The sequence below is a fragment of the Arthrobacter sp. NicSoilB4 genome (genome assembly GCF_019977335.1).
GTDB lineage: Bacteria > Actinomycetota > Actinomycetes > Actinomycetales > Micrococcaceae > Arthrobacter.
Genome location: NZ_AP024653.1, coordinates 706,120 through 730,907 on the forward strand (window position 1 = coordinate 706,120; position 24,788 = coordinate 730,907).

The following is a 24,788-nucleotide window of genomic DNA, read 5'->3' on the forward strand; positions in this document are numbered from 1 at the left end:
CGCAAAGGACCCCTGCCATTTGGCAGGGGTCCTTTGCGTTCCCGCAACGTGAACTTCGGCCGACACGGACCACGGACGGCAAGAAAGGATTCGGTGAAACGGCACCTCGGTGTTTACTCTTGTTTTGTCGATCCATAGCCCGACCATGCAGAGGGCAGCCGGCCCTCGTGCCCCTGGCGGGTGCGGCCGTGAAGAGGTATGCGGATGCGCACTCTCGTTCTGAATGCTGGATATGAACCACTGGCGGTAGTGACCTTCCGCCGGGCACTCGTCCTTGTCCTGACTGGAAAGGCCAGTGTCGTGGCGGAGGGCGACGATCCTGTCGTCGGACCGCAGGACGTCCTTGGCCGGCCCTCGGTGATTCTCCTGAATCGCTACATCAGGCCCCGGTACAACACCCTGACGACGGTCAGCCGCCGCGGTGTGCTCCGCCGCGACGGGCACCGTTGCGCGTACTGTGGCAAGGCCGCCCACACCATCGATCATGTCCAGCCCAAATCCAGGGGCGGTGCGGATTCCTGGGAAAACCTCGTTGCTGCCTGCCTGCGCTGCAACAATGCCAAAGGCGACCACACGCCGGGCGAAATGGGATGGAAGCTCAGCTTCAGCCCCGCGCCGCCCAAGGGCACAACCTGGCAGATCAAGGAGCTGGAAAAGCCCACCCCTGCCTGGGATCCATTCCTGCTACCGGAATCCGCCGCCTGAATCGGCTCGCCGGCGCCTGACCTTCTGAGCCCGACGGCCAGTGTCGGAGCGCGTTAGGCTGGTCCGGTGGAATTCGATGCTGTCATCCTGTCCGGGGGCCGGTCCTCCCGGCTGGGGGGTGTGCCCAAGCCAGGGCTGATGCACGACGGCGCCACCCTCCTCGAGCGCGCCCTGCAGGCCGCGCGGGGCGCGGCAGCAGTCGCCGTCGTCGGGCCCGACCCGGGAACGCTGCCGGAAGGAGTGCTGAGTTGCAGGGAGGACCCGCCCTTTGCCGGGCCGGCCGCTGCCATCGCGGCAGGGCTTTCCGCCCTGGAACGGCACCGCGGCGCGGACAGCCGGCACCTGCCGGCGGCGCCGTTCACCCTTGTCCTCGCCTGCGACATGCCCCGGGCGGGCGCCGCCGTCAGGACGCTGCTGGAAGCGGCAGGGCAAGACGCTTCGGCTGACGGGCTGATGGCGGTCGCCGCTGACGGGCGGCGTCAACCGCTGGTGGGTTTATATGGCACGGCCGCGCTAGAAAGGAGCGTTACCGAAGCCGGGCAGCGCGGCGCCCTCGATAATGCCTCGGTTTTCGCCCTTCTTGCTAGTCTGGAGGTGCGGGAAGTCCCCGTCCCCGAGGGGTCCACGGATGACGTGGACACCTGGGACGATGCGTCCGCATTAGGGGTAACCGTTCCGCCCGGCAGCCATGGCCGCGACAGCCACACGGCAGCCAGCCGGCACGGGGCTCCCCAGCAGAATTCGACCTTGGAGGCAAGCGGTGAAGAGCCAGGATGAAACACTGGAAGACTGGTGCCGCGCACTGCTTCAGGCCCTGGAACTGGAAGATGTCGAGGTAGATGTGAACGCGGTGCTGGCTTTAGCCGGTGTCGCCGCGCACTCAGTGGTCCGCCCGGCTGCACCTTTGACGACATTCATTGCCGGCTTCGCCGCAGGCCTGGCCTCGGGCTCCGGCCAGGCCACTGACGCCGTCTCGATGCAGGCCGCGATGGGCGTAGCCCGCAAACTTGCCACGGATTACGCAGCCAACGAAGTCTCCGGAGCATGACGCCTGCACCCCCTCACGGCAGCGCTGCTGCCACCGGGGATGACCGTGCCGGTGACACGCCCGTTGAAGGCACCGCCGGCGCAACTCCCGACGGCGGTGCCGCCAGTTCCGGCCCCGGCGGAGACACGGAGGTGCCGCACCGGCACCTCGCGCACACCTGGCAGGAGGCCTGGCAGCTCGCCTTCGACTGCGCGACTCCCATCCCCGCCGCGCCCGTTGCCCTTCGGAACGCCTTGGGGAGAACCCTCGCCGCCGACGTGGAAGCCCTCGTCGACATGCCGCACTACGCCTCGTCCGCCATGGACGGCTGGGCCGTCAACGGCAGCGGACCCTGGATCCTCGCGGAACCCGGCCAGCGGCTGGCCCCCCACCAGGCGAGCCCGATCGCCACGGGCGGACTGATCCCGCCCGGCGCAAAGGCCGTGCTGCGGAGCGAAAGCGGCGAGATCGCCGCCGATGAGGATGGTCTCCCGGTCCTGCGGCTGGCCGGCGCCGCTAAACCCGGCGAACCGCGGAACGGCGAACACATCCGGAAAGCAGCCGAGGAGGCCGCCGCCGGCGACGTGCTGATCAAGAGCGGCACGCTGCTCAACCCCGCCCATCTGGCCCTCGCAGCCCTCGCCGGCCACGACGCCCTCCCGGTCCTGGGCAAAGCGCTGGTCCGGCTGGTGTTCACCGGCTCCGAGGTGGTCACGGCAGGGATCCCGCGCCCTGGTGAGGTGCGCGACACGTTCGGTCCCCAGCTCGGGGCGGTTGTGGACATGCTCGGCGGGACCTGTGCCGGCGAAACAAAAATTGGCGACAGCTACGCCGAATGGCTCGCGGCGCTCGAGGACACCGAGCCCGCCGAGGGAGCCGGCGAGCCGATCACGCCGCAGCCTTCGGGGGGATCCGCCACCGACCTGGTTCCTGCCGCTGAACTGTTGCCCGCCGACGTCGTCATCACCACGGGCGGCACCGGCCGGTCCGGCACGGATCACCTGCGGCGTTCGGTCGCCGAGCTGGGCGGACGGTTGCTCATCGATGGGGTTGCCATGCGGCCCGGCCATCCCGCCGTACTGGCCGAACTGCCCGACGGCAGGTTCATAATCGGGCTCCCCGGGAACCCGCTCGCGGCCATGATGGCCCTCTCAACCATCGGTGCCCCGCTCCTGGCTGCGCTGGGTCACCGGACGCTGCCGCCCGTCACCGAGGTGCCCTGCGGCTCCATGATCGACCCGGACCCCGGCAGGACCCGGCTGATGCCTTTCAGGCTGGTGTACGGCATGGCATCTCCCGCGCAGCACACAGGCCCGGGAATGATGCGCGGACTGGCCGCAGCCGACGGTGTGCTGGTGGTACCGCCGCACGGCGTGCAGCTGGGGGAACCGGTCCCGGCCTTCGCCCTTCCGTGGGGCAAGGCCCTGCCGGACCTGGCCGCGACGAAGGAGAAGCCCGCCCCCAAGCGGGCCGCACGGAAGCCCACCGGCACCGGCGGCACCGTGGACTGGAGCGAATTGCTGGGGTAGTGCCCGGCCTTGAACGCGCGCTGGCCACCCGGCCCGGCGCTTGCCATGATGGAGATATGTTGGTTAGGAGTACCTGATGGGCCGCGTGACGCAGCGCCGCAAGGTGCACAAGTATGTCCTGGACGGGTCGCCGCAGGCCCTCGAATTCCCGGTCCGCCACCGGGAAGATGTTCTGGCCGTCGAGGAACCGCTGGAAATCCGGATCGGCAGCCTGTCCTTTTCCGTCACCATGCGGACCCCCGGGAACGACTTTGACCTCGTGGCGGGCTTCCTCGTGTCTGAAGGCGTCATCTGGAGCCCCGACCAGCTCGTCTCGCTGCGGTTCTGCGCAGGGGAAGACGCGGACGGCGTCCAGACCTTCAACGTGGTGGAAGCCCAGCTCAGGCCAGACGTCGCACGCCCCGACACGGGACGGAACGTCTACACCTCCAGCTCCTGCGGCATCTGCGGCACGGATTCCATAGAGGCCGTGCACAAGTCCTCGCATTTCAGCCCCGCGGCCGACCCGCTGGTGGTCCCCGTGGCCACGCTTGCGTCGCTGCCGGACCAGCTGCGGGAAGCCCAAGCCGTCTTCGACGTCACGGGCGGCGTGCACGCCGCCGGCCTGTTCCGGATCGCCGACGGCGGCTCCGCGGAACTCCTGTGCCTGCGCGAGGATGTGGGACGTCACAACGCCGTGGACAAGGTTGTGGGCTGGGCCCTCCGCGAGGGCCTGCTGCCGCTGCGCGGAACCGTGCTTCAGGTCTCCGGTCGAGCGTCGTTCGAACTGGTGCAGAAGGCCGCACTGGCCGGTATTCCCGTCCTGGCCGCGGTCAGCGCGCCGTCGAGCCTGGCCGTGGAGCTGGCCGAGGCGAGCGGCATGACGCTGGCCGGATTCAGCCGCGGCACATCGCTGAATGTTTATGCGGGCCCCCACCGCGTTGGGTTGCCGGCAACCGTCGCCCGGTGACCACGTTCTCTGTTCCTTGGCTTGAGGGCCGGCGGCAAAGTAAGTTATATCCATCGATTGGATGCATTTCAGCGTCATCCACGCCAGCGCTAAGAGGATCACATTGCACGACGACCGTCGTCTCACGGAAGTCCGGCTCGACCGCTTTGTCCGCGAACGCCTCGCCCCCGCGGTCTACCCGCGCAGCGTTCCGCTGACACTGAGCAGCTGGGACGTCCCGGATGAGCCGGTACCTGTTCTGGAGGCCCTCCGGCAGCAATTCACGCCGCAGGAGCACGGCTCGGCCTGGGGGCGGCCGTGGAGCACCAAATGGCTGCGCCTGGAGGGGCAGGTTCCGGACGGCTGGGGCACGGCGGCGGACACCTCGGTCGAAATAATCGTGGACCTGGGATTTAGCAGCGATTCGCCAGGCTTCCAATGCGAAGGAATCGCCTGGCGTCGGGACGGAACCATCGTCAAGGCCATCTCGCCGCGGAACCAGTACATTCCGCTCAAGCTCCTGGGCAGCGGCATGTCCGTGGATTTCTACGTCGAGGCGGCCGCCAACCCCGACCTGTCGCAGGGGTGGACCTTTGCGGCCACCCGCTACGGGGACAAGGCGACCTCGGGCAATGAACCAAAGTACCGGCTCGGCAGGATCGCCATCGCCGAACTCAACCAGACGGTCTGGGAGCTGCAGCAGGACATCTGGACCCTCAGCGGGCTCATGCACGAGCTGCCGATGGAACTGCCCCGCCGCCACGAAATCCTCCGTGCGCTGGAACGGATGCTGGACGTTATGGACCCCGACGACGTCCCGGGCACAGCTGCGGCGGGACGGGAGGCTCTCGCCGGTGTCCTCGCCAGGCCCGCCTACGCCTCGGCACATCGCCTGCTCGCCACCGGGCATGCGCACATCGACTCCGCCTGGCTCTGGCCCGTCCGCGAAACCATCCGTAAATGCGCCCGCACGTTCTCCAACGTCGTGGCGTTGATGGACGAGGATCCCGGGTTCGTGTTTTCCTGCTCATCGGCCCAGCAGCTGGCGTGGATCAAGGAACTGTACCCGGAACTCTTTGGACGGATTCGGGAGAAGGTAAAGACCGGCCAGTTCGTCCCAGTGGGCGGCATGTGGGTCGAATCGGACACCAACATGCCCGGGGGCGAGGCCATGGCCCGCCAGTTCCTGGAGGGGAAAAGCTTCTTCCTGGCCGAGTTCGGCGTGGAATGCGAGGAAGCGTGGCTTCCGGACACCTTCGGCTATTCGGCCGCCATGCCGCAGATCGTCAAGGCCGCCGGCAGCAAGTGGTTCCTGACCCAGAAGATCTCCTGGAACCAGGTCAACCGGATGCCGCACCACACCTTCAACTGGGAAGGAATCGACGGCACCCGGCTCTTCACGCACTTCCCTCCGGTGGACAGCTACAACTCGGAACTCAGCGGACGGGAGCTCGCCCACGCCGAGCGGAACTACCGGGACCATGGCCGCGGCACCACCTCGCTGGTCCCGTTCGGCTACGGCGACGGCGGAGGGGGCCCCACCCGCGAGATGCTGGCGGCGGCGCGCCGCGCGGCCGACCTTGAGGGTTCGCCGAAGGTGGAGCTTGGCTCTGCGGCCGGTTTCTTCGCCCGTGCCCAGGCCGAATACGAGGCACTGCCCGTCTGGGTCGGTGAGCTGTACCTCGAACTGCACCGTGGCACCTACACGAGCCAGGCCAAGACAAAGCTGGGCAATCGGCGCAGCGAGCACCTGCTGCGCGAAGCCGAGCTCTGGTGCGCCACGGCCGCGGTGCGCACCGGATACAGCTACCCGGCGGCAGAGCTCAAGCGCCTCTGGCGGTTGGTGCTGTTGCAGCAGTTCCATGACATCCTCCCCGGCAGCTCCATCGCGTGGGTGCACCAGGACGCCGAACGGAATTACGCCGCCGTCGGCAAACACCTTGAGGCGATCATCGCCGACGCCGCCGGGGCCCTGCTGGGGGCCGGGGACACGGACTTCCTGCTCAACGCCGCTCCGCACGGGCGCAAGGGGGTCGCCGCTCTCGGCGCGGCCGAGCCGGTCCTCGCCGGTCAGCCGGTGCGGGTCACTGAGTCTGCCGGCGGCTACATCCTGGACAACGGGGTCATCCGCGCCGTCATCAACGCCAGCGGCCTGCTCGAATCCCTGGTCGACCATGCGAGTGGGCGCGACGCGGTCGCCCCGGGGCAGTTCGGGAACCTGCTGGAGTTGCACCGGGACACCCCCAACGAATGGGATGCCTGGGACATCGACGCTTTCTACCGCCGCAACGTCGTCCGGCTCACCGCCGTCCGCTCGATGGCGGTGGAACACAGTGGCGAGGAAGCCGTCGTCGTGGTGGAACGGCTGGCGGGAACCTCTGCGGTGAAGCAGCGGATCTCGCTGGGGCCGGGAGCGGAATCTTTGGCGATTTCCACTGCCGTGGACTGGAAGGAAAGCGAAAAGCTGCTCAAGCTCGGGTTCGCCCTCGACGTCCGGGCAGACCGCTCGGCCGCGGAGACCCAGTTCGGCCATGTGTTCCGCCCGACCCACGTGAACACCTCCTGGGAGGCAGCGAAGTTCGAGATCTGCGCCCACCGGTGGATCCACGTCGCCGAACCCGGCTATGGCGTGGCTATTTCCAACTCGTCGACCTACGGCCATGACGTCACCCGGAACATCCGGGAGGACGACGGCGGGACCACCACCACCGTGCGACTCTCGCTGCTGCGCTCGTCCAAGTTCCCCGACCCCGGTGCAGACCGCGGCCTGCACGAATTGAACGTCACGATCCGGCCCGGTGCCAGCATCGCCGACGCCGTCCGGGAAGGCTACCGAACGAACCTTTCCCCGCGGGTGCACAAGGGCGCCCACGGCGCAGAACCGCTCATTGAGGTCTCCAACCCGGCCCTGGTCGTTGAAGCTGTGAAGCTCGCCGAGGACGGCTCAGGCGACGTGATCGTGCGGGTCTATGAATCGCTCGGGGAGCGGTCCGCAGGGCTCGTGGCGGCCTGCTTCGACGTCAACGACGTCCAGACCGTGGATTTGCTGGAGCGCCCGGCGGATTCGCCGGGCGTAGCCCTGGCGGGGAACTCGGCGGAACTGGCGCTCCGGCCGTTCCAGCTGGTGACTCTGCGGTTTGTGCGCTGAGGTCGGGAGCCGCGGAGCCTGACGCTGGCCCCGGCTGCCTCCTGGGCCGTTAAACAGGCTGAGTGGGAGCGGTCCAGCCGGACCGCTACCACTCATCCCCCCAATGGCGCTTGGGCGGCTGCCTCGGCTCCGCACGGATTGTTCCCGTTCACGAAGCGAATGCCGCTTTCACACATTCATGATTCTCTCACGGTCTAATGATTTTGTGAATGCCTAGCCGTGGTTGCGGCGTAATGTTGTCTTAGTGTTACCTGATGGGTTGCTGATCAGCCCGGAGAACCACAGGACGGCAAGGCCCGCGACGTAGCCCAGCACCGCCGCGTAGTTGACGAAGCGCAACCCCTCGGCCCAGGCGGCCGGGGCCAAGGAGGCGGGGAGGCTTAGGATCGCGAACAGGGCGCCGAGGAGGACCAGCAGGGCTCCGGCCCTGACTAAGCGCGGCTGCCGGCTCCTGACCGTGGCCAGCAACGGGGGCGCCAGAACGAGCGATACGAACGCGGGGTACGTCCTGCCGGCAGCGGTGTAATAGGGGGCCCGGGAGGCGTTCCTGCCGATATCGGAGGCGACCTGCGGCCCCGCGGGCCCCCAGGTGCTGACTATCAGGAGGAACGTCACCAGCACCGTCAGGCAGCAGAGCGCCAGGACCCAGCGCCCGGTAGCGCCTGCGATGAGGCCATAGCCTCTGGCTGCGGCGAGACCCCTCGTGATGCGGAGGCCCACGAGCAGGACAGTCGCGAAGACGAGATACCGCAGAATCAGGCTCGTCACATGCCGTCCGCCCAGGGCGCCATCAATCACCACGTACAGTTCGGAGACGGCGAGCAGGCTGCATAGCGTGGCCAGCACGAGGATTCCGAAGACGGTTCTGTTCCGGCCCATAACAGCGTCCGGGACCCGCAGGAGAAGCGCCGCACAGCACACCACCAGTGTCGCCCACTCAAGGGTTGCCATCAGCAGGGATCTCCCAAATCGCTTGGCGGCTCAGCACACAATGACTATCCGGTGACGTTAGTCTGCATCTTCCGCGTCCGCTTGGCCACCGCCTTCGACAGCCAGAACGTGGCAAGCCCGGTCAGGAGGCAGAGGATGGCCGTGTAATTGAAGACGAAGCGCAGATAACCCAGTGGCGCAGGAATCACGGGAGAGAGGAGGCCCAAGGTGACGCCAATGGACCCAAGGGCCAGTAGCGCGGCGCCGAGCCGCACGAGGCCCGGCAGACTGCTGCGGACCGTCCTCACCATGGCCGGAAGGAGGGCAAGTGTGATGTACGCCGGATACAGGCGTCCGGCGGCTCCGTAGTATTCGACAAGCGCCGCATTGCGGGCATCTTTGTCGTAGACCCCGATCAGTCCTGCGGACGAACCCGCGGTATCCATCATCAAAAAGACCGCCACCACTGCCAGGGATGCGGCCGCGGCGAACGCTGTCCCGGCGGGTCCGGTAATGAGCCTGAGGGCGTCGTCGGCGCCGAAGCCCCGCGCGATCCTGAGACCGAGGGCGAAGATGGCGCCGAAGATGATGAAGCGCAGCAACAGGTTGGCAAGGTTCACGCCGCCCAAGACCTGGTCAACGGCCACGTACGGCGCCTCGATGCTCAAGAGGATGGCGGCCGTCATGAGTGCATAGATGAAGAATAGCGACCTGTTCTCACCCCGGAGCGCGGTGGGGACGCGGAATGCGGCCAGGACACCGCAGGCCGCCAACGTGGTCCACTGCAGGATCGCGATCATCGGGGGTTCCAAGACTTTCTGTTGTGTTTCCACTTAAAGGGGGTCATGCGTCCGGCGCGGACCGCATGGAGTGCTCGACAGGGGGCTGGGCTACCTGCGGGCGGGACGCTTGGTTGCCAGCACCCGGCTGAGCCACATCAGTGTGAGCCCCAGGATGAGGCCGAGAATGGCGGTGGAGCTGATGAAGTATTGCAGATACGCGAGATGGCGCGGCAGCAGGTCGCTGAGCGACAGGAGGATCATGGCGCTGGATCCCACGGCGAGGACCGCGGCCCCGCTCCTGGGAAGCCTCGGGAGTCCGCTTCTTATGGTCCTGATGGTGGCCGGCAGCAGGCATGCGGCCACGAAGGACGGGTAGAACCTGCCGGCAACCGTATAGAGCCTGATGAGGTCGACGTTGTTGGCACTCTGGTCCGGTAGGGCGCTCAGTCCGGTCGAGCTCCCGGCCGTGTTGGCAAGGAGGAACGGGACTACCGTGGCGACCACCACGAGACCAAGCACTGCGACGCCAACCGGACCGACAATAAGCCGGACGCTGCGTTGTGCGTCGAAGCCCTTGGCAATCTTGTAGCCGGACAGGAGAACCACGCCGTAAATGAGGAAGCGGAGGATGAGATTCGTGTAGTTCTGCGAACCCAGCCATGCGTCCACTGGAAGATAGACGGCGTTGATGCTCAACATGATCGCAAACGTTGACAGCGCGAAAATACCGAAAATTGACCGGTTCTCACCCCGGAGGGCACTGGGGACACGGAAAATTGCGACGAGGGCGCAGACCGCCAAGGTGGTCCACTGCAGGATCGCGATCATCCAAGGTTCTCCCAAATCTTTTTTGTCTGTTCGTGTTCCTGCTCCTGGCGGCGCAGGGTCCTGCCAAGGGACTGCAGGCGCTCGCCGGCCAGGGCCGTGAGTTCGCCATCCGAGAGCGCGTCCAGGGCGGCTTGCCTTGCTTCCGGCGCCCAGCCGGCCTCCTGCTCCGTCAATAGTCCGGTGGCAACGAGTCCGCCCGTGAAGCCTACGCCAGCCGCGCGGGAGGTTGCGACCGCCAGTTCCGGGGACAGCCGGTTCGCTGTCAACTGGGCCGAATAGTTCTGCGGCGCGACTCCCGTGGCCGCCGATACGCGGTGCCGCAATTCGCCGTCGTCGATCGCGTCCACCCAGTTCCGGACGGAGGTGGCGTGCGGGGCTGCGCTGAGCGGGGGTGTCAGCGTGCTGCCGCTGTCTCCGAAACCGCCATACGCCGGGGACGAGCGGGAAATCACCGCGCGGAGCAGGTCCATCGTCGCGATCTGGCTGACGAGTTCGGCAGCGGTGGGAGGCTGCGGCTGCTCCGCAAGGCCCTTAAAGCTGTCAAACGAGCCGAGGTCGTCCAGGGGGCTGCGTTTCAGGGCGCGGCTGATGCTTACCAGCGTGGTTTCCGCCACCTTTCCCCGTACCAGCTGCTGGGCGAGGGTGGTGCGCTTGATCCCGGAGATCCTGCAGATGTCGGCCGTGCTCGCCGTCGGGGCAACGCCATGGAGCCAGAGTTGAAACGCCTTGGCGGGTAGTGGCATCTATGGCTTCCTGCGGAGTCGAATGGAAGGGGTGCTTCTGAAGTTCGGTGGAGCAAGAACTGCACTGATTTTACGCGAGGTGCTGATTCAACTATGCTAGATGCTCGAACCCGCTGGTCCGTACACCCCCCAAGTCCGGACCAGCGGGTTCTTTTATGCCCGGCCGTTATTGGCCGCCCGGAGCGCCCTCCGGCCATCGGTTTTGGGCCGCGGTGAGAGGATGGACTAATGACTGCAACCCTTGTTGCCAAGGACCTCGCCGGTGGTCACGACCACCGCACACTCTTCTCCAAACTCTCTCTGACCGTCGCGCCGGGCGACGTCGTCGGCGTCGTGGGAGCCAATGGTGCGGGCAAGTCGACCCTGCTCCGGCTGCTTGCCGGTGTGGACGAGCCGCAGGAAGGCACGGTCAGTCTTGCCCCCGCCGACGCGTTCGTGGGCTGGCTGCCCCAGGAACACGAACGGATCGCCGGCGAAACGGTGGGGGCCTACATTGCCCGGCGTACCGGCTGCGCCCAGGCAACCTTGGAGATGGAGTCCTCGGCAGAGGCCCTGGGCAGCGGTGCCAGCGGCGCCGACGACGACTACTCGATTGCGTTCGATCGCTGGATGGCGTCCGGCGCCGCCGACCTGGAAGACCGCGTCCCTGCCGTGTTGGCGGACCTCGGCCTCGACGTCGGCCAGGACGCCGACATGACGGGGCTCTCCGGCGGCCAGGCGGCCCGCGTGGCGCTCGCGGCACTGCTGCTCAGCCGCTTCGACGTCGTGCTCCTGGACGAACCCACCAACGACTTGGACCTCAACGGGCTGGCCAAGCTCGAGGCGTTCGTGCAGGGACTCCGCGGCGGCGTCGTGCTGGTCTCCCACGACCGTGAGTTCCTCGCCCGCTGCGTGACCACCATTGTGGAACTGGACCTCGCGCAAAACTCCGTGGCGGTGTACGACGGCGGCTACGAGGCCTACCTTGAGGAACGCGCCGTGGCACGCCGGCACGCCCGTGAACGGTACGAGGAGTTCGCCAACACCAAGGCCGATCTGGTCTCCCGGGCCCGCACCCAGCGCGAGTGGAGCTCCCAGGGCGTCCGGAACGCGATGAAGAAGAACCCGGACAACGACAAGATCCGCCGCGCGGCCAGCACTGAGTCGTCCGAAAAGCAGGGCCAGAAGGTCCGCCAGATGGAATCCCGCATCGCCCGGCTCGAAGAAGTCGAGGAACCCCGCAAGGAATGGCAGCTGCAGTTCAGCATCGGGGCGGCGCCGCGTTCCAGCGCTGTTGTGGCGACGCTCCGCGATGCCGTTGTCCACCAGGGCGATTTCACGCTCGGTCCAGTTAACCTGCAGCTCAACGCCGGGGAACGGATCGGCATTACCGGCCCCAACGGTGCCGGCAAGTCCACGCTGCTCCGCCTGCTGCTGGGCGTCCAGCGGCCGGACTCCGGTGACGCCTCGATGGGCGCGTCCGTCGCCGTCGGCGAGATCGACCAGGCCCGCGGACTGCTTACCGGTGAGCTGAAACTGGCAGACGCCGTCGAAGCCGTGCTGACGGACCAGACCCCGGCGGAAGTCCGGACCCTGCTGGCCAAGTTCGGCCTCAAGGCAGACCACACCTCCCGGCCGGTCGACTCCCTGTCGCCTGGGGAGCGGACCCGGGCCGCGCTGGCCCTCCTGCAGGCGCGCGGCGTGAACCTGCTGGTGCTCGACGAGCCCACCAACCACTTGGATCTCCCTGCGATCGAACAGCTTGAAGAGGCCCTTGAGAGCTACGACGGCGCCCTGCTGCTGGTCACCCACGACCGCCGGCTGCTGGAAAACGTGCGCCTCGACGCGCGCTGGAACGTGGAGAGCGGCGTCGTCACCGAACTCCTGGGCCATACCGCCCTGAAAGGCAACAACACATGAGCATGGACCGGGTAGCGTGGAGCTCCCTTTACAACATCACGCGCGCCTCAAGCGGCTCGAAGCCGTTCTCGAAGGAAACGCTCAAGCGTGTGTTCGGCTTCGCCCGTCCGCACAAGGGCAAGCTGATCGCCTTTGTCCTGCTGTCGGTCGTGATGGCCGTGCTGGCCGTCGCCACCCCGGTCCTCGCCGGGCAAGTGGTGGATGCGATTATCGCGGGGGCCGGCACCGACGTCGTGGTCTGGCTGGCCGTGCTGATCGCCATTGTGGCTGTTGCCGAGGCGGGGCTGGGACTCGTCACCCGCTGGCTGTCCTCCACCATCGGCGAAGGCGTGATCGTCGATCTGCGGACCAGGGTCTTCGACCACGTGCAGAAGATGCCGATCGCCTTCTTCACCCGCACGCGCACCGGGGCGCTGGTGAGCCGGCTGAACAATGACGTGATCGGCGCGCAGTCGGCCTTCGCCGGAACCCTGTCGGGCGTCGTCAGCAACGTGGTGGCCCTCGCCCTGACGCTGGCGGTGATGCTGGGCAAGTCCTGGCTCATCACCGTACTCGCCATGATCCTGCTGCCGATCTTCCTGATTCCGGCCCGCCGGATGGGCTCCAAGCTCGCCGACCTCCGCCGCGAGGCGGCCGAGCACAATGCCAACATGGGCACCCAGATGACGGAGCGCTTCTCCGCCCCCGGCGCCACGCTCGTGAAGCTCTTCGGCCGCCCTGACGAGGAGTCCCGGGAATTCGCCGTCCGCGCGGGCCGCGTGCGGGACATCGGCGTCCGCACCGCCATGCTGCAGTTCACCTTCGTCACGGCGCTGACGCTCGTCTCCGCGCTGGCCCTCGCCCTGGTCTACGGGCTGGGCGGCTTCCTGGCGCTGCAGGGGCAACTGGCCGCCGGCGACGTCGTGGTGCTGGCCCTGCTGCTGACCCGCCTTTACGCCCCGCTCACCGCGCTCTCCAATGCCCGCGTGGAGATCATGAGTGCCCTGGTCAGCTTCGAGCGGGTCTTCGAGATCCTGGACCTCAAGCCGCTCATCGAGCAGAAGCCCGACGCCGTGTCGTCGCCGCCCGGGCCGCTGTCCGTGGAGTTCGACGACGTCCGCTTTTCCTACCCCTCGGCGGACAAGGTGTCGCTCGCCTCGCTGGAGGACGTGTCAACGCTCGACACCCGCGGCGGCGAAGAGGTGCTGCACGGCATCAGCTTCCGGGTGGAACCGGGCCAGACGGTCGCCCTCGTGGGCTCCTCGGGCGCCGGCAAGTCCACGATTGCGCAGCTCCTGTCGCGTCTCTACGACGTCGATTCCGGTGCCGTGCGCTTCGGCGGAGCCGTTCCCGGCACCGGCGTGGACGTCCGTGACCTCACGTTTGATTCCATGCGGCACACCCTCGGCATGGTGACCCAGGACGGGCACCTGTTCCACGAGAGCATCGCCTCCAACCTGCGCCTGGCCCGCCCGGACGCCAGCGACGAGCTCATGTGGGATGTGCTGCGGCAGGCCCGGCTGGAAGACATGATCCGGTCGCTGCCGGACGGCCTGGACACGGTGGTGGGGGAGCGCGGCTACCGCCTCTCGGGCGGGGAACGCCAGCGACTCACCATCGCCCGCCTGCTCATTGCGCAGCCGCGCGTCGTCATCCTGGACGAGGCCACCGCCGCCCTGGACTCCACCAATGAGGCCGCCGTCCAGGAGGCGCTCGGCGCCGCGCTCGAGGGCCGCACCGCCGTCGTGATTGCGCACCGGCTTTCGACGATCCGGGCCGCCGACGCCATCCTGGTGGTGGAGGACGGCCGGATCGTGGAGCGTGGAACGCACAGCGAGCTGCTGGCCGCCGAGGGCCGTTATGCGGAGCTGTACCGGACCCAGTTCGCCGAAGCCAGCGCCGTGGCGGAGGAGTCCGTGCCCGGGCTGTAGTGTTCCCGGGCCCTAGCCGGGCTGGCCCGAGAGGGCGGGCAGGACGTGGTCGGTGAGCAGCGGGGCGAGGTCGTCCGGCAGTTTCTCGGCCAGGTCCAGCCAGCGGATCTCCGCGATCTCGGCGGAGGGGTGGGCATGCCAGACCCCGGGGGCGGTGAAAACCGTGGCCTGGATCTGCGTCGCGGCCTCGTTGGCGGCGTCCGCGAACCAGATGCCCAGGAGCACCAGTTCGTCCGCCGCGACGACGATCCCGACTTCCTCCGCCAGCTCCCGTGCCGCCGTCTGGGCGGCCGTCTCGCCCGCCTCTGGCTTGCCGCCGGGATGCATGAACTTGTCCGTGCCGCGTTTGCGGACGGTGAGGAGGCGCCCGGCCTCGTCGAAGACACAGACGGCGGAGACAACGATGAGGGGGTTCGTGCCCGGCGCGTTCATCGCGTTCATCCCGTGTCCGCCGTCCGGCGCAACACGGACGTCAGCAACTGGTCCTTGGCCGGGCCGGTGACATCCCACTGGTAGCGGAACTCATCCGGACCGGTCCACGTGTAGTGCACGCTGTAGCTGTCCGGGCTGCACCAGTGCTCGTCCCTGCCGCTCTGCGGCCCGAATCCCATCCGGTGGAACGGCCGGCCGTCGGGGAAGAACATGTCCATCGTGTCCGGGGCGCCGGTGGGCCGCAACAGGTATTCCCGGCTGGCCGGCCCCGAGAACGGTATGCCCGCCGGCCCGCCAGGGACGGACGCCCAGGAGACAGTGCCCTCTTCGCGGAAGCGGAGGCCGCCGTCGGGCGTTTCGGTGAAGCGGACAACGCCGGTGAAGGACCCGCGGGTGCCGGCGGACCTGTCGAGGAGGGTGCGTTCCACGGTCCAGGAGCCCAGCAGGTAGGCGCGGAGATCGAAGGCCGGAGCGGCGTCCGGCGGCTGGGGGTTCAAGTGCCCTCGATTGGAATCGAACCAACGACACCGGCTTTAGGAGAGCCGTGCTCTATCCACTGAGCTACGAGGGCGGGCATCCGTGCTGGACGGCCGCTGGCCGGCCCGTTCGGACACGGATACAAGCATACAAGGTGACGGGCCGTACTACGCTCTTGGCATGGCCGCCCCCGCTGACTCCCCGTCCCAGGACATCATCTATATCCCCGATCTGCCGTCCACGCGGTTTTACGCGGGCGCACTGGCGTTGCTCAGCGTGCTGCAGTATTTCGTGGCGGAGGCAGCCGTGATCGGCGCGTGGGCGGGGCAGCAGCCGTACAGCCGCCGAACTGGCTTCATCAGCGATCTGGGCGCCGCGGGCTGCGCGGTTTTCGACGGCCGGGACGTCTGCTCGCCGGCGCACGTGCTCATGAACGCCTCGTTCGTGGTTCAAGGCATCGGGATGATGGTCGGCGCACTGCTGCTGAGTTCGGTGCTGCTGTGCACGGCAGCGCGGCCATCCGCGCAGATTACGAGGGTGCCGGACGGCCGGGTTCCGTGGGCTGCCGCGATCTCGGCACGTACCCTCACGGCCGCCGCCGGTGCCGGCACCGTCCTGGTGGGGCTGGTCCCCGAGGACGCCGGCTCCGTGTGGCACGCGGTGGGCGCCATCATGTATTTCGCCGCCGGGAGCCTTGCCCTGCTGCTGCTGGGCTGGCTGTGGCTTCGGCAGACACCGCTGGGCTGGCCCATCCTGGCCTGCGGCGTCGTGTCTCTCGGCGCCCTGATCACCGGCGGAGTGACGGGGATGGACGTGCCGGAGCCAGGCACGCTGGAGCGGCTCATGGGGTATCCCATCACGATCGGCATGGCGGCCGTGGGGCTGGTCGTTGCGCAGCGGTTGGGGGAGCAGCGGGCCGCCGCGAAACGGGTCCGATCGGGCACTGCCGGGGTCCAGCGGAGGCGGGCGGGCGGGCACTGACCGGGTCCACCAGGGGACGAGGAGTCCCGGCACGGTCGCCCGACGTCGGCCGTTCATGACGGCGCTATTGTTCCGGGGTGTCTTATGTCTCACAATGGCCCGGCCGTGGATTATCATGAGGGCATTCACCGGAACATTCCGGTGCCGCCCGCGCTACGTGACTCCGGCGCTGGCCAACTTGCCGACCTTGGAGTCCAATGGGGACGAATGTCTGATCAGCTAGCCTTGCCGCGCCGTGCCGCAGCGACTGCCGTGGGGGTCCTGGCGGAGGGCATTGTCCGACGTGCGAGTAGCCGGGGGACCGGCGACTTTCCGGCGTCGGCCTGTTGCCGCTGGGTTGCGGACCTATGACGATCGAGGCTACGGCGGAATCCGGCCAACTGCTCCCGCAGGAGCCCGCGGCCGAACACAATGGCGGGCTGGATATCCGCACCGGTGCCCCGATCGGCGTCCGGATGCTCGACGGCGGCATCATCGAAGTCGCGCTCCCGGCCAACGAGGAAATCGATGGGCCCGAGGCGCGTGTTGCCGGCGCCACGGTCCGCGCGATGGCCAACGGCCGACGGATGCCGGTGATGCTCGTTATTACCGGCGTGGTCGGCGTCAGCGTCGAAGCCCGGCAGGTCTACGCAGGATCCATCGCCGCTTCAGCGTTCGCCCTCGTCGGTGAAAGCCCCGTGGACCGCGTGATCGCGCACTACCTGCTGCGCTCCAAGACCGAGACGATCCCCGCGCAGTTCTTCACGTCCGAGGCCGAGGCCATCGACTGGTTAGGGCAATACACGAGTGAAGACTGATCCGCCGGACCCCCGACTGCATGCCCTCGTCGAAGGCATCGTCCGCATCGCAGGAGGCGACCTGACCACCAGGATTCCCCATTCCGGTGCCAGGGACGACGTCGCCGCGGTCATTGCCGGGATCAACCTGATGGCCGACGACCTGCAGACCATTTACCAGGAACTTGAGGAACGCGTCGAAAGCCGAACGGCGATGCTGCGCGAAGCGCAGGTCGAGCTCGAGCGGATGGCGCTGACTGACCCGCTCACCCAGCTCGCCAACAGGACGGCGCTCAACTCCGTCCTGAGCCACGCCCTTGCCGAAACGTCCCGGGGCGAAATGCCGCCGGCACTGCTGGTCCTCGACCTGGACTCCTTCAAGGGCATCAACGACACTCTGGGACACAGCGCCGGCGACGACGTCCTCCGGGTGATCTCGAAGCGGCTGCAGGACGCAGTCCGGGACACAGACACAGTCGCGCGCCTCGGCGGCGACGAATTCGCCGTCATGCTGCCGAAGTCCAACCTTGTCCGGGCACGCCGGGTCGCCAACAGAATCCTCAAGGCGCTCGGCGAGAGCCTGGAAATCGGGGATCTGCGCATCACCTGCGGTACCAGCATCGGACTGCGGGTGGCGGAGCCCGGGCAGTCCGTCGACGACCTGGTCATGGAAGCAGACACCGCGATGTACGCGGCCAAGGCCCAGCCGCACAGCAGTATCAAGGTGTTCGAGCCGGCCCTGCTCTACGCCCGCCGGCTGCAGAGCGTCATGATCACCGAAATGCGCGAGGCGATCCTCCAGGACCAGCTCACGCTGCACTACCAGCCGGTTGTGGAACTGGCCACCGGCAAGATCGAAGGCGTTGAGGCGCTGGTGCGCTGGAACCACCCGGAGCGCGGCCTCCTGATGCCAGATTCCTTCATCCCGCTGGCTGAAGAGACGGGGATGATCGTGGACCTCGGCCACTGGGTGTTGAGGAACGCGGTGCGCCAGCTGCGGCGCTGGCAGCAGGACCTGAACGTGGACGCCGACTTCAACGTCCGCGTCAACATCTCGACCACCGAGCTGCAGAACCTCGATCTGATTGAACACGTCCGCGACATCCTGCACGAAACAGGCGTGGACGCCGCCAACCTCATCGTGGAGTTGACGGAGTCCATGGCCGTCAACGGAGGGGACGTGGACAGGTATTCCCTCAGTGGGCTGCGGCGGCTGGGTGTGCAGCTCGAAATCGACGACTTCGGCACCGGCTATTCGTCCATCAGCTACCTACGGAAACTGCCGGTCAACGTGGTCAAGATCGACAAGAGCCTGATCGACGGTCTGGGCACCGACACGGAGCAGAGCAAGTTCGTCGAGGCGGTGCTGCACCTGATCCACGCCTGCGGGCTTAAGGCTGTGGCCGAGGGCATCGAGACGGCGGAACAAGCCGCGGAGCTGGTCCGGCTGGGCTGCTCAAGCGGCCAGGGCTACTACTTCGGCAGGCCCGTTCCGGCGTCTGACATCGACGCGAGGATAGGGCAGGGGAGCCGGTAGGCACTTTTGAACGAAAAACGGTGGGTATCGGAATCCGACACCCACCGTTCGACAACGCCGTCTCCGCTAGTTCTTCGGAGTGGAGTGCGGCCACCATTCGATGGCTACTACAGAGCCCTGACCCGAGTTTCCGGTTGCCGAGACGGCAGCAGTTGCGGACAGGCCCGCGGCGGCCAGCGCACCGGCGACGAGGAGTGTAGCGAGGGTTTTCTTCATTTGGACTCCTGATACATAAGGGGCTGATGTGACTCATGTGGTGCGAGTTCAGTATAGGGGCACCCGACACGCCTAGAAAGAATAAAATGTCTCCTAACCATAACTCCTGTGTTATTTATGCGTGCCTGCACGACTCCTGCGCGAATACTGCGACGCTCCCACTTACACGTCATGTACATTTCTCCGTCCTTGGCGACGGATAATTGGCTTATGCAACAAAACTTCCTACCTCCCGCATATTTCGCCGCTGAGCTTCAGGCCCGGCAGTACCGGGACGATCACGACTTCAAAGCGGCAGCACGAAGCGCCGATGAGGCCGCGGCTATAGCCTTGGCTGGAGGGGAAGAAGCCGCTGGGTGGGACATGAGGTTCTTCCAAGTGGAGAATCTGTTGGACGCCGGTGAGTTTGGCGAGTCGGCCACGTTGGCCGTGGCCTTGGCTGCGGGGCCCTATGGCGCGCCCACGGCGCAGGCCAAGGCGAAAGCGCACATTCTTCTGGCGACAGCCAGACAGCGGGCTGGTCTACTCGAACAAGCTGTCGAGTCCGCACGGACGGCGGCGAATCTCACGGCCGAAGAGGCCGACATTGAGACCAACGTCAAGGCTCGCCACGCTCTAATCGCGGCCTTGGCAGACTGTGGAAGACTGGCGGATGCCTGGGACGAATGCAATGTACTCGCCGACATCGTTTCGGACGAAGTCGACGACCAACTGGTTGGCAAGGCGTATTGGGCTATTGGCAATGTGGCGTTCCTCTGCAACATGATCGAGGAGGGGCTGCGCTACCACGAGCTTGCGGCCGACACCTTTTCGCCGGCCAATAATCTTGATGTCTGGGCGAAGTTCAACAAGGCCTCTGCGGCCATGCGATTGGCCGCTGACATTGCGGACTCCGACACGCTCCGCTGCATCGAACGGGCAGAACTGGCCACGGACGTCATCGGCGGTAGCGCGAACGATCACCACCTCCTGAAGTTGAACCGCGCACACTGGACCTACCTTTCGGGGGATATTCCCGCCTCCATCAGCCTTTTGGAAGGACTCTGCGAGCTGGAAAATGGCCTTTCGCCGCAGCGTTCCGGTGAGGCATGTCTTTTGCTTGGCCGGGCATACAAAGACACCGGCGATTTCGCCGCGGCGGATGAATACTTGTTGCGCGCTGCCGAGCAATTCGAAACTGCGGGCGCACCCCAGCGCGCGGACCAGGCCCGGGAGTACCTCGCAAATCAGCATTGAGCCCAGCTGGCGGTGCGTTGCGGCTTTCCCTGCCGCACCACGCTGGACATGCCCTCCCTGTGCCGCGACGGATGGACATAGTGCCACTATGTCCGGTGGCCGGGCCTAAGGCTGGGCATGTCCCGTAGGTCCCGTGGCACGCCCCATTGAGCATGCCCTCCGGGTGCCCGGACGGATGGACATAGTGGGGCTATGTCCAGTGGCCGGGCCTAGGGCTGGGCATGTCCCTTGGTGGGGGCCGTCGCCGCAGCGGGCTTGCGGCCAAGGAACACCGCGGCGCCTCCAACGACCAGGCTCAGCACCAGCAGCGCCCAACCGGCGACAGTGAGGCCCGATGCCAGGGCGACCTGGCCGGCGTCGAGAGTGTGGGCGGACAGCATCGAATCGATCACGGCGTTGCCCCACAGCCTGACTGCCGCGAAAAGCAGGGGCACTGCCCACAGCGCCCAGCGCAGTCCCTTGCGTGCCACGTTCGTGCCGATGAGCAGGAGCCAGGTGAAGCCGAAGATCAGCGGGAACAGCGAGCCGGCGGTCTTGTGGATGTAATTGAGCTGCCCTCTGGCGTCCTCATCCATCGCGGAGCGCAGCTGCTCAACATAGCCCGGGTCGAAGCCCCCGACCAGGGAATCGGGCATGGCAAGGCCGCCGCTGAGCTGCGTGAGCTGGTTCAGGGTGAGCAGGTGGAGGTACCAGAAGAGGAACAGGCTGGCCACAACACCCGCAATCAGGATCAGGTTGCTGTTGCTCTGCGCCTTCTGCGGGGTCCGGCTGGTGCTCGGGTTGATCACCGACGGCAGCTGGTGCTGGGGGACGACGGCGTTCGCGCCGTGCTTCTTGATCCGCTGTGCGGGTGTCTTGGCCATGGCACCATTATCGCCCGGGCACGCGTGCAACCGGACGCCGGGGTCCCGAGGCCCGGCGCCGTCCGCCTGTTCACTGCCGGCAGGCGCAGATAGGCTGGAGCGCGTGACCGAACTAGGAAAGCACCGGCTCGGCCGGCACAGCTCCGCTGAACTCAACCCCGCCCTGGACGACTACCAGCTCGCCGAGGCCCTCGTGCGCGAGGCCGGGACCTTGGCGCTCCTCATGCGTCAGGCCGGTCTGGAAGGCCGCCAAAAGACATCGGTTTCCGACGTCGTCACCGCCGCGGACCACGCCGCCGAGGCATATGTGCTGGAACAGCTCCAGCGCTGCCGGCCCGACGACGGCATCCTGGGCGAGGAGGGCGCCTCCGTCGACGGCACCAGCGGCCGGACCTGGGTTATCGACCCCGTGGACGGGACCTACAACTTCCTGCATGGATCCACCTACTGGTGCTCGGCTATTGCCCTCAAGGACTCCTCCGGTGTGGTGCTCGGCGGGATCTTCCAGCCTGAGGAAGACAAGCTCTGGCTCGGCGGAACAGGCCGTGCCTCAACGCTCAACGGTGAACGGCTGACCACTTTCCGCTCGAACGGTGCCCCGGGCACGGGCCGCTCCGACACGCCCCTGTCCGAACTCGGTGCCGCGACCTACATCCACCCCACCTGGCTCGCCGACCCGATGTGCGCGATGCCGTGGCACGCCGCCGCCACCTCCGCCGCCGCGCTGCGGATGTTTGGCTCCGGCTCCTGCGACCTCAGCCGCGTGGCCGACGGCGAACTGGGGTGCTGGTTCCAGCACAGCTGCCCGGAATGGGACTGGCTGCCCGGGAAAGCCATCGTCCTCGCGGCCGGCGGCGCGGCCGACGTCGTCCGGGTGAATGGCCTCGACTGGTTCGTCGCCGGAGGCACGACGGCGGTCCGTCACCTGCGCGCCGCCCTCGAATCCGGCTCCGTCCGGTAGGTTCCGGCAGCAACCCGCGGGACATGCCCATTGTTGGCTGCGGGGCGTGGGCATAGTGGTGATATGTCCAGTGGGCGCGGCCCGGGGAGGGCATGTCCCTCGGGTGCCCCTAGAAGGCCGCGGGACATGCTCATTGTTGGCCGGAGGGCATGGACATGTGGGCATTATGTCCAGTGGCTGCGGACAGGGGAGGGCATGTCCCGAGGGGGCGCAGTGAGGGCCGCGGGACATGTCCATTGTTGGCTGCGGGGCGTGGGCATATGGGCAGTATGTCCAGTGGCTGGGGGCAGGGGAGGGCATGTCCCGAGGGGGCGGACCTGACTGTCAGTGGCACCGCCTAGACTTGTTAACACCATGGATATGTTGTTTGACCCTTACGCCGACGGACCCTTCCAAGCTGCCTCGACCACGGCGGCGCGCACCAAAACGCCTGCCGGCCATGGGATGGCGGCACTGGATTCTGCCCACGGCGCCGGGCCCAAAGGCGGCCACGGGGATAACCCGTCCGGCGAACCGGACCACCACCGGCTCCCGGGCGCGGCTGAGCTCCTCGAGGGGCTGAACCCGCAGCAGGAGGAGGCCGTCAAGCACGCCGGCAGCGCCCTGCTGATCGTCGCCGGCGCCGGCTCTGGCAAGACCCGCGTGCTCAGCAACCGCATTGGCTACCTGATCGCCACCCGGCGCGCGCACCACGGCGAGATCCTTGCCATCACCTTCACTAACAAGGCCGCCGCCGAAATGCGCGAGCGGGTCGAAGCCCTGGTGGGCCCCCGGGCCAAGACCATGTGGGTGTCCACTTTCCACTCCTCCTGCGTCCGGATCCTGCGCCGCGAAGCCAAGAATGTCGGCCTTAACTCCAACTTCTCGATCTACGACTCCGCGGACTCGCTGCGCCTCATCACGCTTGTTGCGAAGAACCTGGACCTAGATCCGAAGCGCTTTGCCCCCAAGGCCATTCAGCACAAGATTTCCGCTCTCAAGAACGAGCTGATCGACGCCGACAGCTACTCCTCCAGCGCAAACTACAACGACCCCTTCGAACAGGCCGTCGCCGAGGTCTTCAAGGGCTACACGCAGCGCCTGCGCCAGGCCAACGCCATGGACTTCGACGACCTGATCGCCGAAACGGTCTACATGTTTCGCGCCTTCCCCGCGCTCGCCGAATCCTACCGGCGCCGGTTCCGGCACGTCCTGGTCGACGAATACCAGGACACCAACCATGCCCAGTACGCCCTCGTGCGCGAGATCGTCGGCGAAGGCCCCGGCGCGGCTGAGCTGACCGTCGTCGGCGACTCCGACCAGTCCATCTACGCCTTCCGCGGCGCCGACATCCGCAACATCGTGGAGTTCGAGAAGGACTACCCCGAAGCCCGCACCATCAAGCTCGAGCAGAACTACCGCTCCACCCAGACGATCCTCAGCGCCGCCAACTCGGTCATCGCCCGCAACCCCAACCGGCCGGAGAAGCGGCTGTGGACAGCGGAAGGCGATGGCGAGAAGATCGTCGGCTACGTGGGCGAGAACGAACACGACGAAGCCCAGTTCATCGCCAAGGAAATCGACCGCCTGCAGGACGAGGGCGACCTCCGCCCCGGCGACGTCGCCATCTTCTACCGCACTAACGCCCAGTCACGCTCCATCGAGGATGTCCTGGTCCGCGTCGGGCTTCCGTACAAGGTGGTCGGCGGGACCCGGTTCTACGAGCGCAAGGAAATCAAGGACGCGCTCGCCTACCTGCGAGTACTGGTCAACCCCGACGACGACGTCAACCTCCGCCGCATCCTGAACGAGCCCAAACGCGGCATCGGCGACCGGGCCGAGGGGGCCGTGGCATCACTCGCGCAGCGCGACAGGATCTCGTTTATGGCCGCGGCCCGCCGCGCCGACGAGGCTCCCGGCATGGCCACCCGCTCCGTTAACGCGGTCCAGGGCTTCGTGAAATTGCTCGACGACCTGGCCGAGGTGGCCTCCGGATCCGGGGCTGCTGCAGCCCTGGAGGCTGTCCTCGAACAGACCGGCTACCTCGCAACCCTTCGCTCCAGCACGGATCCGCAGGACGAGTCCCGGGTGGAGAACCTCGCCGAACTCGTCGCCGTCGTGCGGGAATACGAGCGGGACAACCCCGAAGGTTCCCTCGGTGCCTTCCTGGAAGGCGTCTCCCTCGTGGCCGACGCCGACCAGATCCCGGACGCCCCCGCGGGCAGCCCCGACCAGTTGGCCGCCGCCGTCGCCGAAGCCAAGCGGCTGGGCGTGGTCACCCTGATGACCCTGCACACCGCCAAGGGGCTGGAATTTCCGGTGGTGTTCCTGACCGGTATGGAGCACGGGCTGTTCCCGCACCAGCGCTCCGCCACCGACCCCAAGGAACTGGCCGAGGAACGCCGGCTGGCCTACGTCGGGCTGACCCGGGCCCGGAAGCGCCTGTACCTGACCCGCTCCGAGGTGCGCAGCATGTGGGGCCAGAGCCAGTACAACCCGGCCAGCCAGTTCATCGAGGAAATCCCGGCCGAGCTCGTGGAATGGAAGCGTGAGGGCTCCACCCGCCAGACCGGCGGCTGGGGGAGCGGCGCGTCCATCGGCTCGAGCCGGTACGGCGGATCCTTCTGGGGAGCCGGCACGGCGCGCGGCACGGAGGCCAGCCCCTCGGCCGGCTTCAACGCCGATGTTCCGGCGGCCATCGCCAAGAACCGGGTCCAGCCGCAGAAGGAGGTCGTCGCCGTCAGCGTGGGAGACAAGGTCAACCACACGAGCTTCGGCAACGGCACCGTGCTGGCCGTCGAGGGGGCGGGAGACAAGACCGTCGCCAAGGTGAAGTTCAGCGTCGGCGAGAAGCGGCTCCTGCTCCGCTACGCCCCGCTGACAAAGCTCGACGCCTGACAC

Annotated in this window: 22 protein-coding genes and 1 tRNA gene; 14 read left to right on the forward strand and 9 right to left on the reverse strand. The window is 67.1% G+C overall.

Annotated features, from left to right (window positions below):
- Positions 1-204: 204 nt before the first annotated feature.
- From LDO13_RS03330 to LDO13_RS03355, 6 genes are all read left to right on the forward strand, one after another.
- Positions 205-705 carry an HNH endonuclease gene (locus LDO13_RS03330; RefSeq protein WP_224048651.1) on the forward strand — a complete coding sequence of 167 codons (501 nt, stop codon included), beginning with the start codon at positions 205-207 and terminating at the stop codon, positions 703-705.
- 66 nt (positions 706-771) lie between these two features.
- Positions 772-1,482 (forward strand): NTP transferase domain-containing protein, encoded by a 711-nt coding sequence (locus tag LDO13_RS03335; RefSeq protein WP_224048652.1) that lies wholly within the window; start codon positions 772-774, stop codon positions 1,480-1,482.
- Positions 1,466-1,753, forward strand: a complete 288-nt coding sequence (locus LDO13_RS03340; RefSeq protein ID WP_224048653.1) for a DUF6457 domain-containing protein — start codon at positions 1,466-1,468, stop codon at positions 1,751-1,753. The genes LDO13_RS03335 and LDO13_RS03340 overlap by 17 nt, the downstream gene beginning before the upstream one ends.
- Positions 1,750-3,261: a molybdopterin-binding protein gene (locus tag LDO13_RS03345; RefSeq protein WP_224048654.1), complete on the forward strand. Its 1,512-nt coding sequence runs from the start codon at positions 1,750-1,752 to the stop codon at positions 3,259-3,261. The genes LDO13_RS03340 and LDO13_RS03345 overlap by 4 nt, the downstream gene beginning before the upstream one ends.
- A 76-nt stretch (positions 3,262-3,337) precedes the next feature.
- Positions 3,338-4,210: a formate dehydrogenase accessory sulfurtransferase FdhD gene (fdhD, locus tag LDO13_RS03350; RefSeq protein ID WP_224048655.1), complete on the forward strand. Its 873-nt coding sequence runs from the start codon at positions 3,338-3,340 to the stop codon at positions 4,208-4,210.
- A 103-nt stretch (positions 4,211-4,313) separates the two neighbouring features.
- A complete protein-coding gene (locus tag LDO13_RS03355; RefSeq protein ID WP_224049650.1) occupies positions 4,314-7,337 on the forward strand; it encodes a glycoside hydrolase family 38 C-terminal domain-containing protein in 3,024 nt (1,007 codons plus the stop codon).
- 213 nt (positions 7,338-7,550) lie between these two features.
- Here LDO13_RS03355 and LDO13_RS03360 read toward each other — a convergent pair whose 3' ends face one another.
- The 4 genes from LDO13_RS03360 to LDO13_RS03375 all read right to left on the reverse strand — a co-directional run bounded on the left by LDO13_RS03360 (position 7,551) and on the right by LDO13_RS03375 (position 10,620).
- Positions 7,551-8,288 (reverse strand): hypothetical protein, encoded by a 738-nt coding sequence (locus LDO13_RS03360; protein WP_224048656.1) that lies wholly within the window; start codon positions 8,286-8,288, stop codon positions 7,551-7,553.
- Positions 8,289-8,332: 44 nt separating this feature from the next.
- Positions 8,333-9,067 carry a hypothetical protein gene (locus LDO13_RS03365; RefSeq protein WP_224048657.1) on the reverse strand — a complete coding sequence of 245 codons (735 nt, stop codon included), beginning with the start codon at positions 9,065-9,067 and terminating at the stop codon, positions 8,333-8,335.
- A 90-nt stretch (positions 9,068-9,157) separates the two neighbouring features.
- Positions 9,158-9,877: a hypothetical protein gene (locus tag LDO13_RS03370; protein ID WP_224048658.1), complete on the reverse strand. Its 720-nt coding sequence runs from the start codon at positions 9,875-9,877 to the stop codon at positions 9,158-9,160.
- The gene (locus LDO13_RS03375) at positions 9,874-10,620 is read right to left on the reverse strand and encodes a hypothetical protein (protein ID WP_224048659.1); all 747 of its coding nucleotides are present in this window, start codon (positions 10,618-10,620) and stop codon (positions 9,874-9,876) included. The genes LDO13_RS03370 and LDO13_RS03375 overlap by 4 nt, the downstream gene beginning before the upstream one ends.
- A 228-nt stretch (positions 10,621-10,848) precedes the next feature.
- Between LDO13_RS03375 and abc-f the strand changes: the two genes are divergently transcribed.
- On the forward strand, positions 10,849-12,519 hold the full coding sequence (abc-f, locus tag LDO13_RS03380) for a ribosomal protection-like ABC-F family protein (RefSeq protein WP_224048660.1): 1,671 nt from the start codon (positions 10,849-10,851) through the stop codon (positions 12,517-12,519).
- Positions 12,516-14,429, forward strand: a complete 1,914-nt coding sequence (locus LDO13_RS03385; protein WP_224048661.1) for an ABC transporter ATP-binding protein — start codon at positions 12,516-12,518, stop codon at positions 14,427-14,429. The genes abc-f and LDO13_RS03385 overlap by 4 nt, the downstream gene beginning before the upstream one ends.
- A gap of 12 nt (positions 14,430-14,441) precedes the next feature.
- Here LDO13_RS03385 and LDO13_RS03390 read toward each other — a convergent pair whose 3' ends face one another.
- From LDO13_RS03390 to LDO13_RS03400, 3 genes are all read right to left on the reverse strand, one after another.
- Positions 14,442-14,861: an NUDIX domain-containing protein gene (locus tag LDO13_RS03390; protein WP_224049651.1), complete on the reverse strand. Its 420-nt coding sequence runs from the start codon at positions 14,859-14,861 to the stop codon at positions 14,442-14,444.
- Positions 14,862-14,866: 5 nt separating this feature from the next.
- Positions 14,867-15,358, reverse strand: coding sequence for a DUF6314 family protein (locus LDO13_RS03395; RefSeq protein ID WP_224048662.1), 492 nt, complete (start codon positions 15,356-15,358; stop codon positions 14,867-14,869).
- 1 nt (position 15,359) lies between these two features.
- Positions 15,360-15,432: transfer RNA gene (locus LDO13_RS03400), tRNA-Arg, on the reverse strand.
- 86 nt (positions 15,433-15,518) lie between these two features.
- On the opposite strand from LDO13_RS03400, the gene LDO13_RS03405 reads away from it, so the two are divergent.
- From LDO13_RS03405 to LDO13_RS03415, 3 genes are all read left to right on the forward strand, one after another.
- Positions 15,519-16,319, forward strand: a complete 801-nt coding sequence (locus tag LDO13_RS03405) for a DUF998 domain-containing protein (RefSeq protein ID WP_224048663.1) — start codon at positions 15,519-15,521, stop codon at positions 16,317-16,319.
- Positions 16,320-16,666: 347 nt separating this feature from the next.
- Positions 16,667-17,116 (forward strand): hypothetical protein, encoded by a 450-nt coding sequence (locus LDO13_RS03410; protein ID WP_224048664.1) that lies wholly within the window; start codon positions 16,667-16,669, stop codon positions 17,114-17,116.
- On the forward strand, positions 17,106-18,632 hold the full coding sequence (locus LDO13_RS03415) for an EAL domain-containing protein (protein ID WP_224048665.1): 1,527 nt from the start codon (positions 17,106-17,108) through the stop codon (positions 18,630-18,632). Before LDO13_RS03410 ends, LDO13_RS03415 begins: the two co-directional genes overlap by 11 nt.
- Positions 18,633-18,698: 66 nt before the next feature.
- On the opposite strand, the gene LDO13_RS03420 is transcribed toward LDO13_RS03415, so the two are convergent.
- Positions 18,699-18,848 (reverse strand): hypothetical protein, encoded by a 150-nt coding sequence (locus tag LDO13_RS03420; RefSeq protein WP_224048666.1) that lies wholly within the window; start codon positions 18,846-18,848, stop codon positions 18,699-18,701.
- Positions 18,849-19,058: 210 nt separating this feature from the next.
- On the opposite strand from LDO13_RS03420, the gene LDO13_RS03425 reads away from it, so the two are divergent.
- Positions 19,059-20,084, forward strand: coding sequence for a hypothetical protein (locus LDO13_RS03425; protein WP_224048667.1), 1,026 nt, complete (start codon positions 19,059-19,061; stop codon positions 20,082-20,084).
- A gap of 209 nt (positions 20,085-20,293) precedes the next feature.
- Here LDO13_RS03425 and LDO13_RS03430 read toward each other — a convergent pair whose 3' ends face one another.
- The gene (locus tag LDO13_RS03430; RefSeq protein ID WP_224048668.1) at positions 20,294-20,947 is read right to left on the reverse strand and encodes a hypothetical protein; all 654 of its coding nucleotides are present in this window, start codon (positions 20,945-20,947) and stop codon (positions 20,294-20,296) included.
- A gap of 103 nt (positions 20,948-21,050) precedes the next feature.
- On the opposite strand from LDO13_RS03430, the gene LDO13_RS03435 reads away from it, so the two are divergent.
- Positions 21,051-21,908 (forward strand): inositol monophosphatase family protein, encoded by an 858-nt coding sequence (locus tag LDO13_RS03435; protein ID WP_224048669.1) that lies wholly within the window; start codon positions 21,051-21,053, stop codon positions 21,906-21,908.
- Between the two features lie 354 nt (positions 21,909-22,262).
- On the forward strand, positions 22,263-24,785 hold the full coding sequence (gene pcrA, locus LDO13_RS03440; protein ID WP_224048670.1) for a DNA helicase PcrA: 2,523 nt from the start codon (positions 22,263-22,265) through the stop codon (positions 24,783-24,785).
- Positions 24,786-24,788 lie beyond the last annotated feature (3 nt).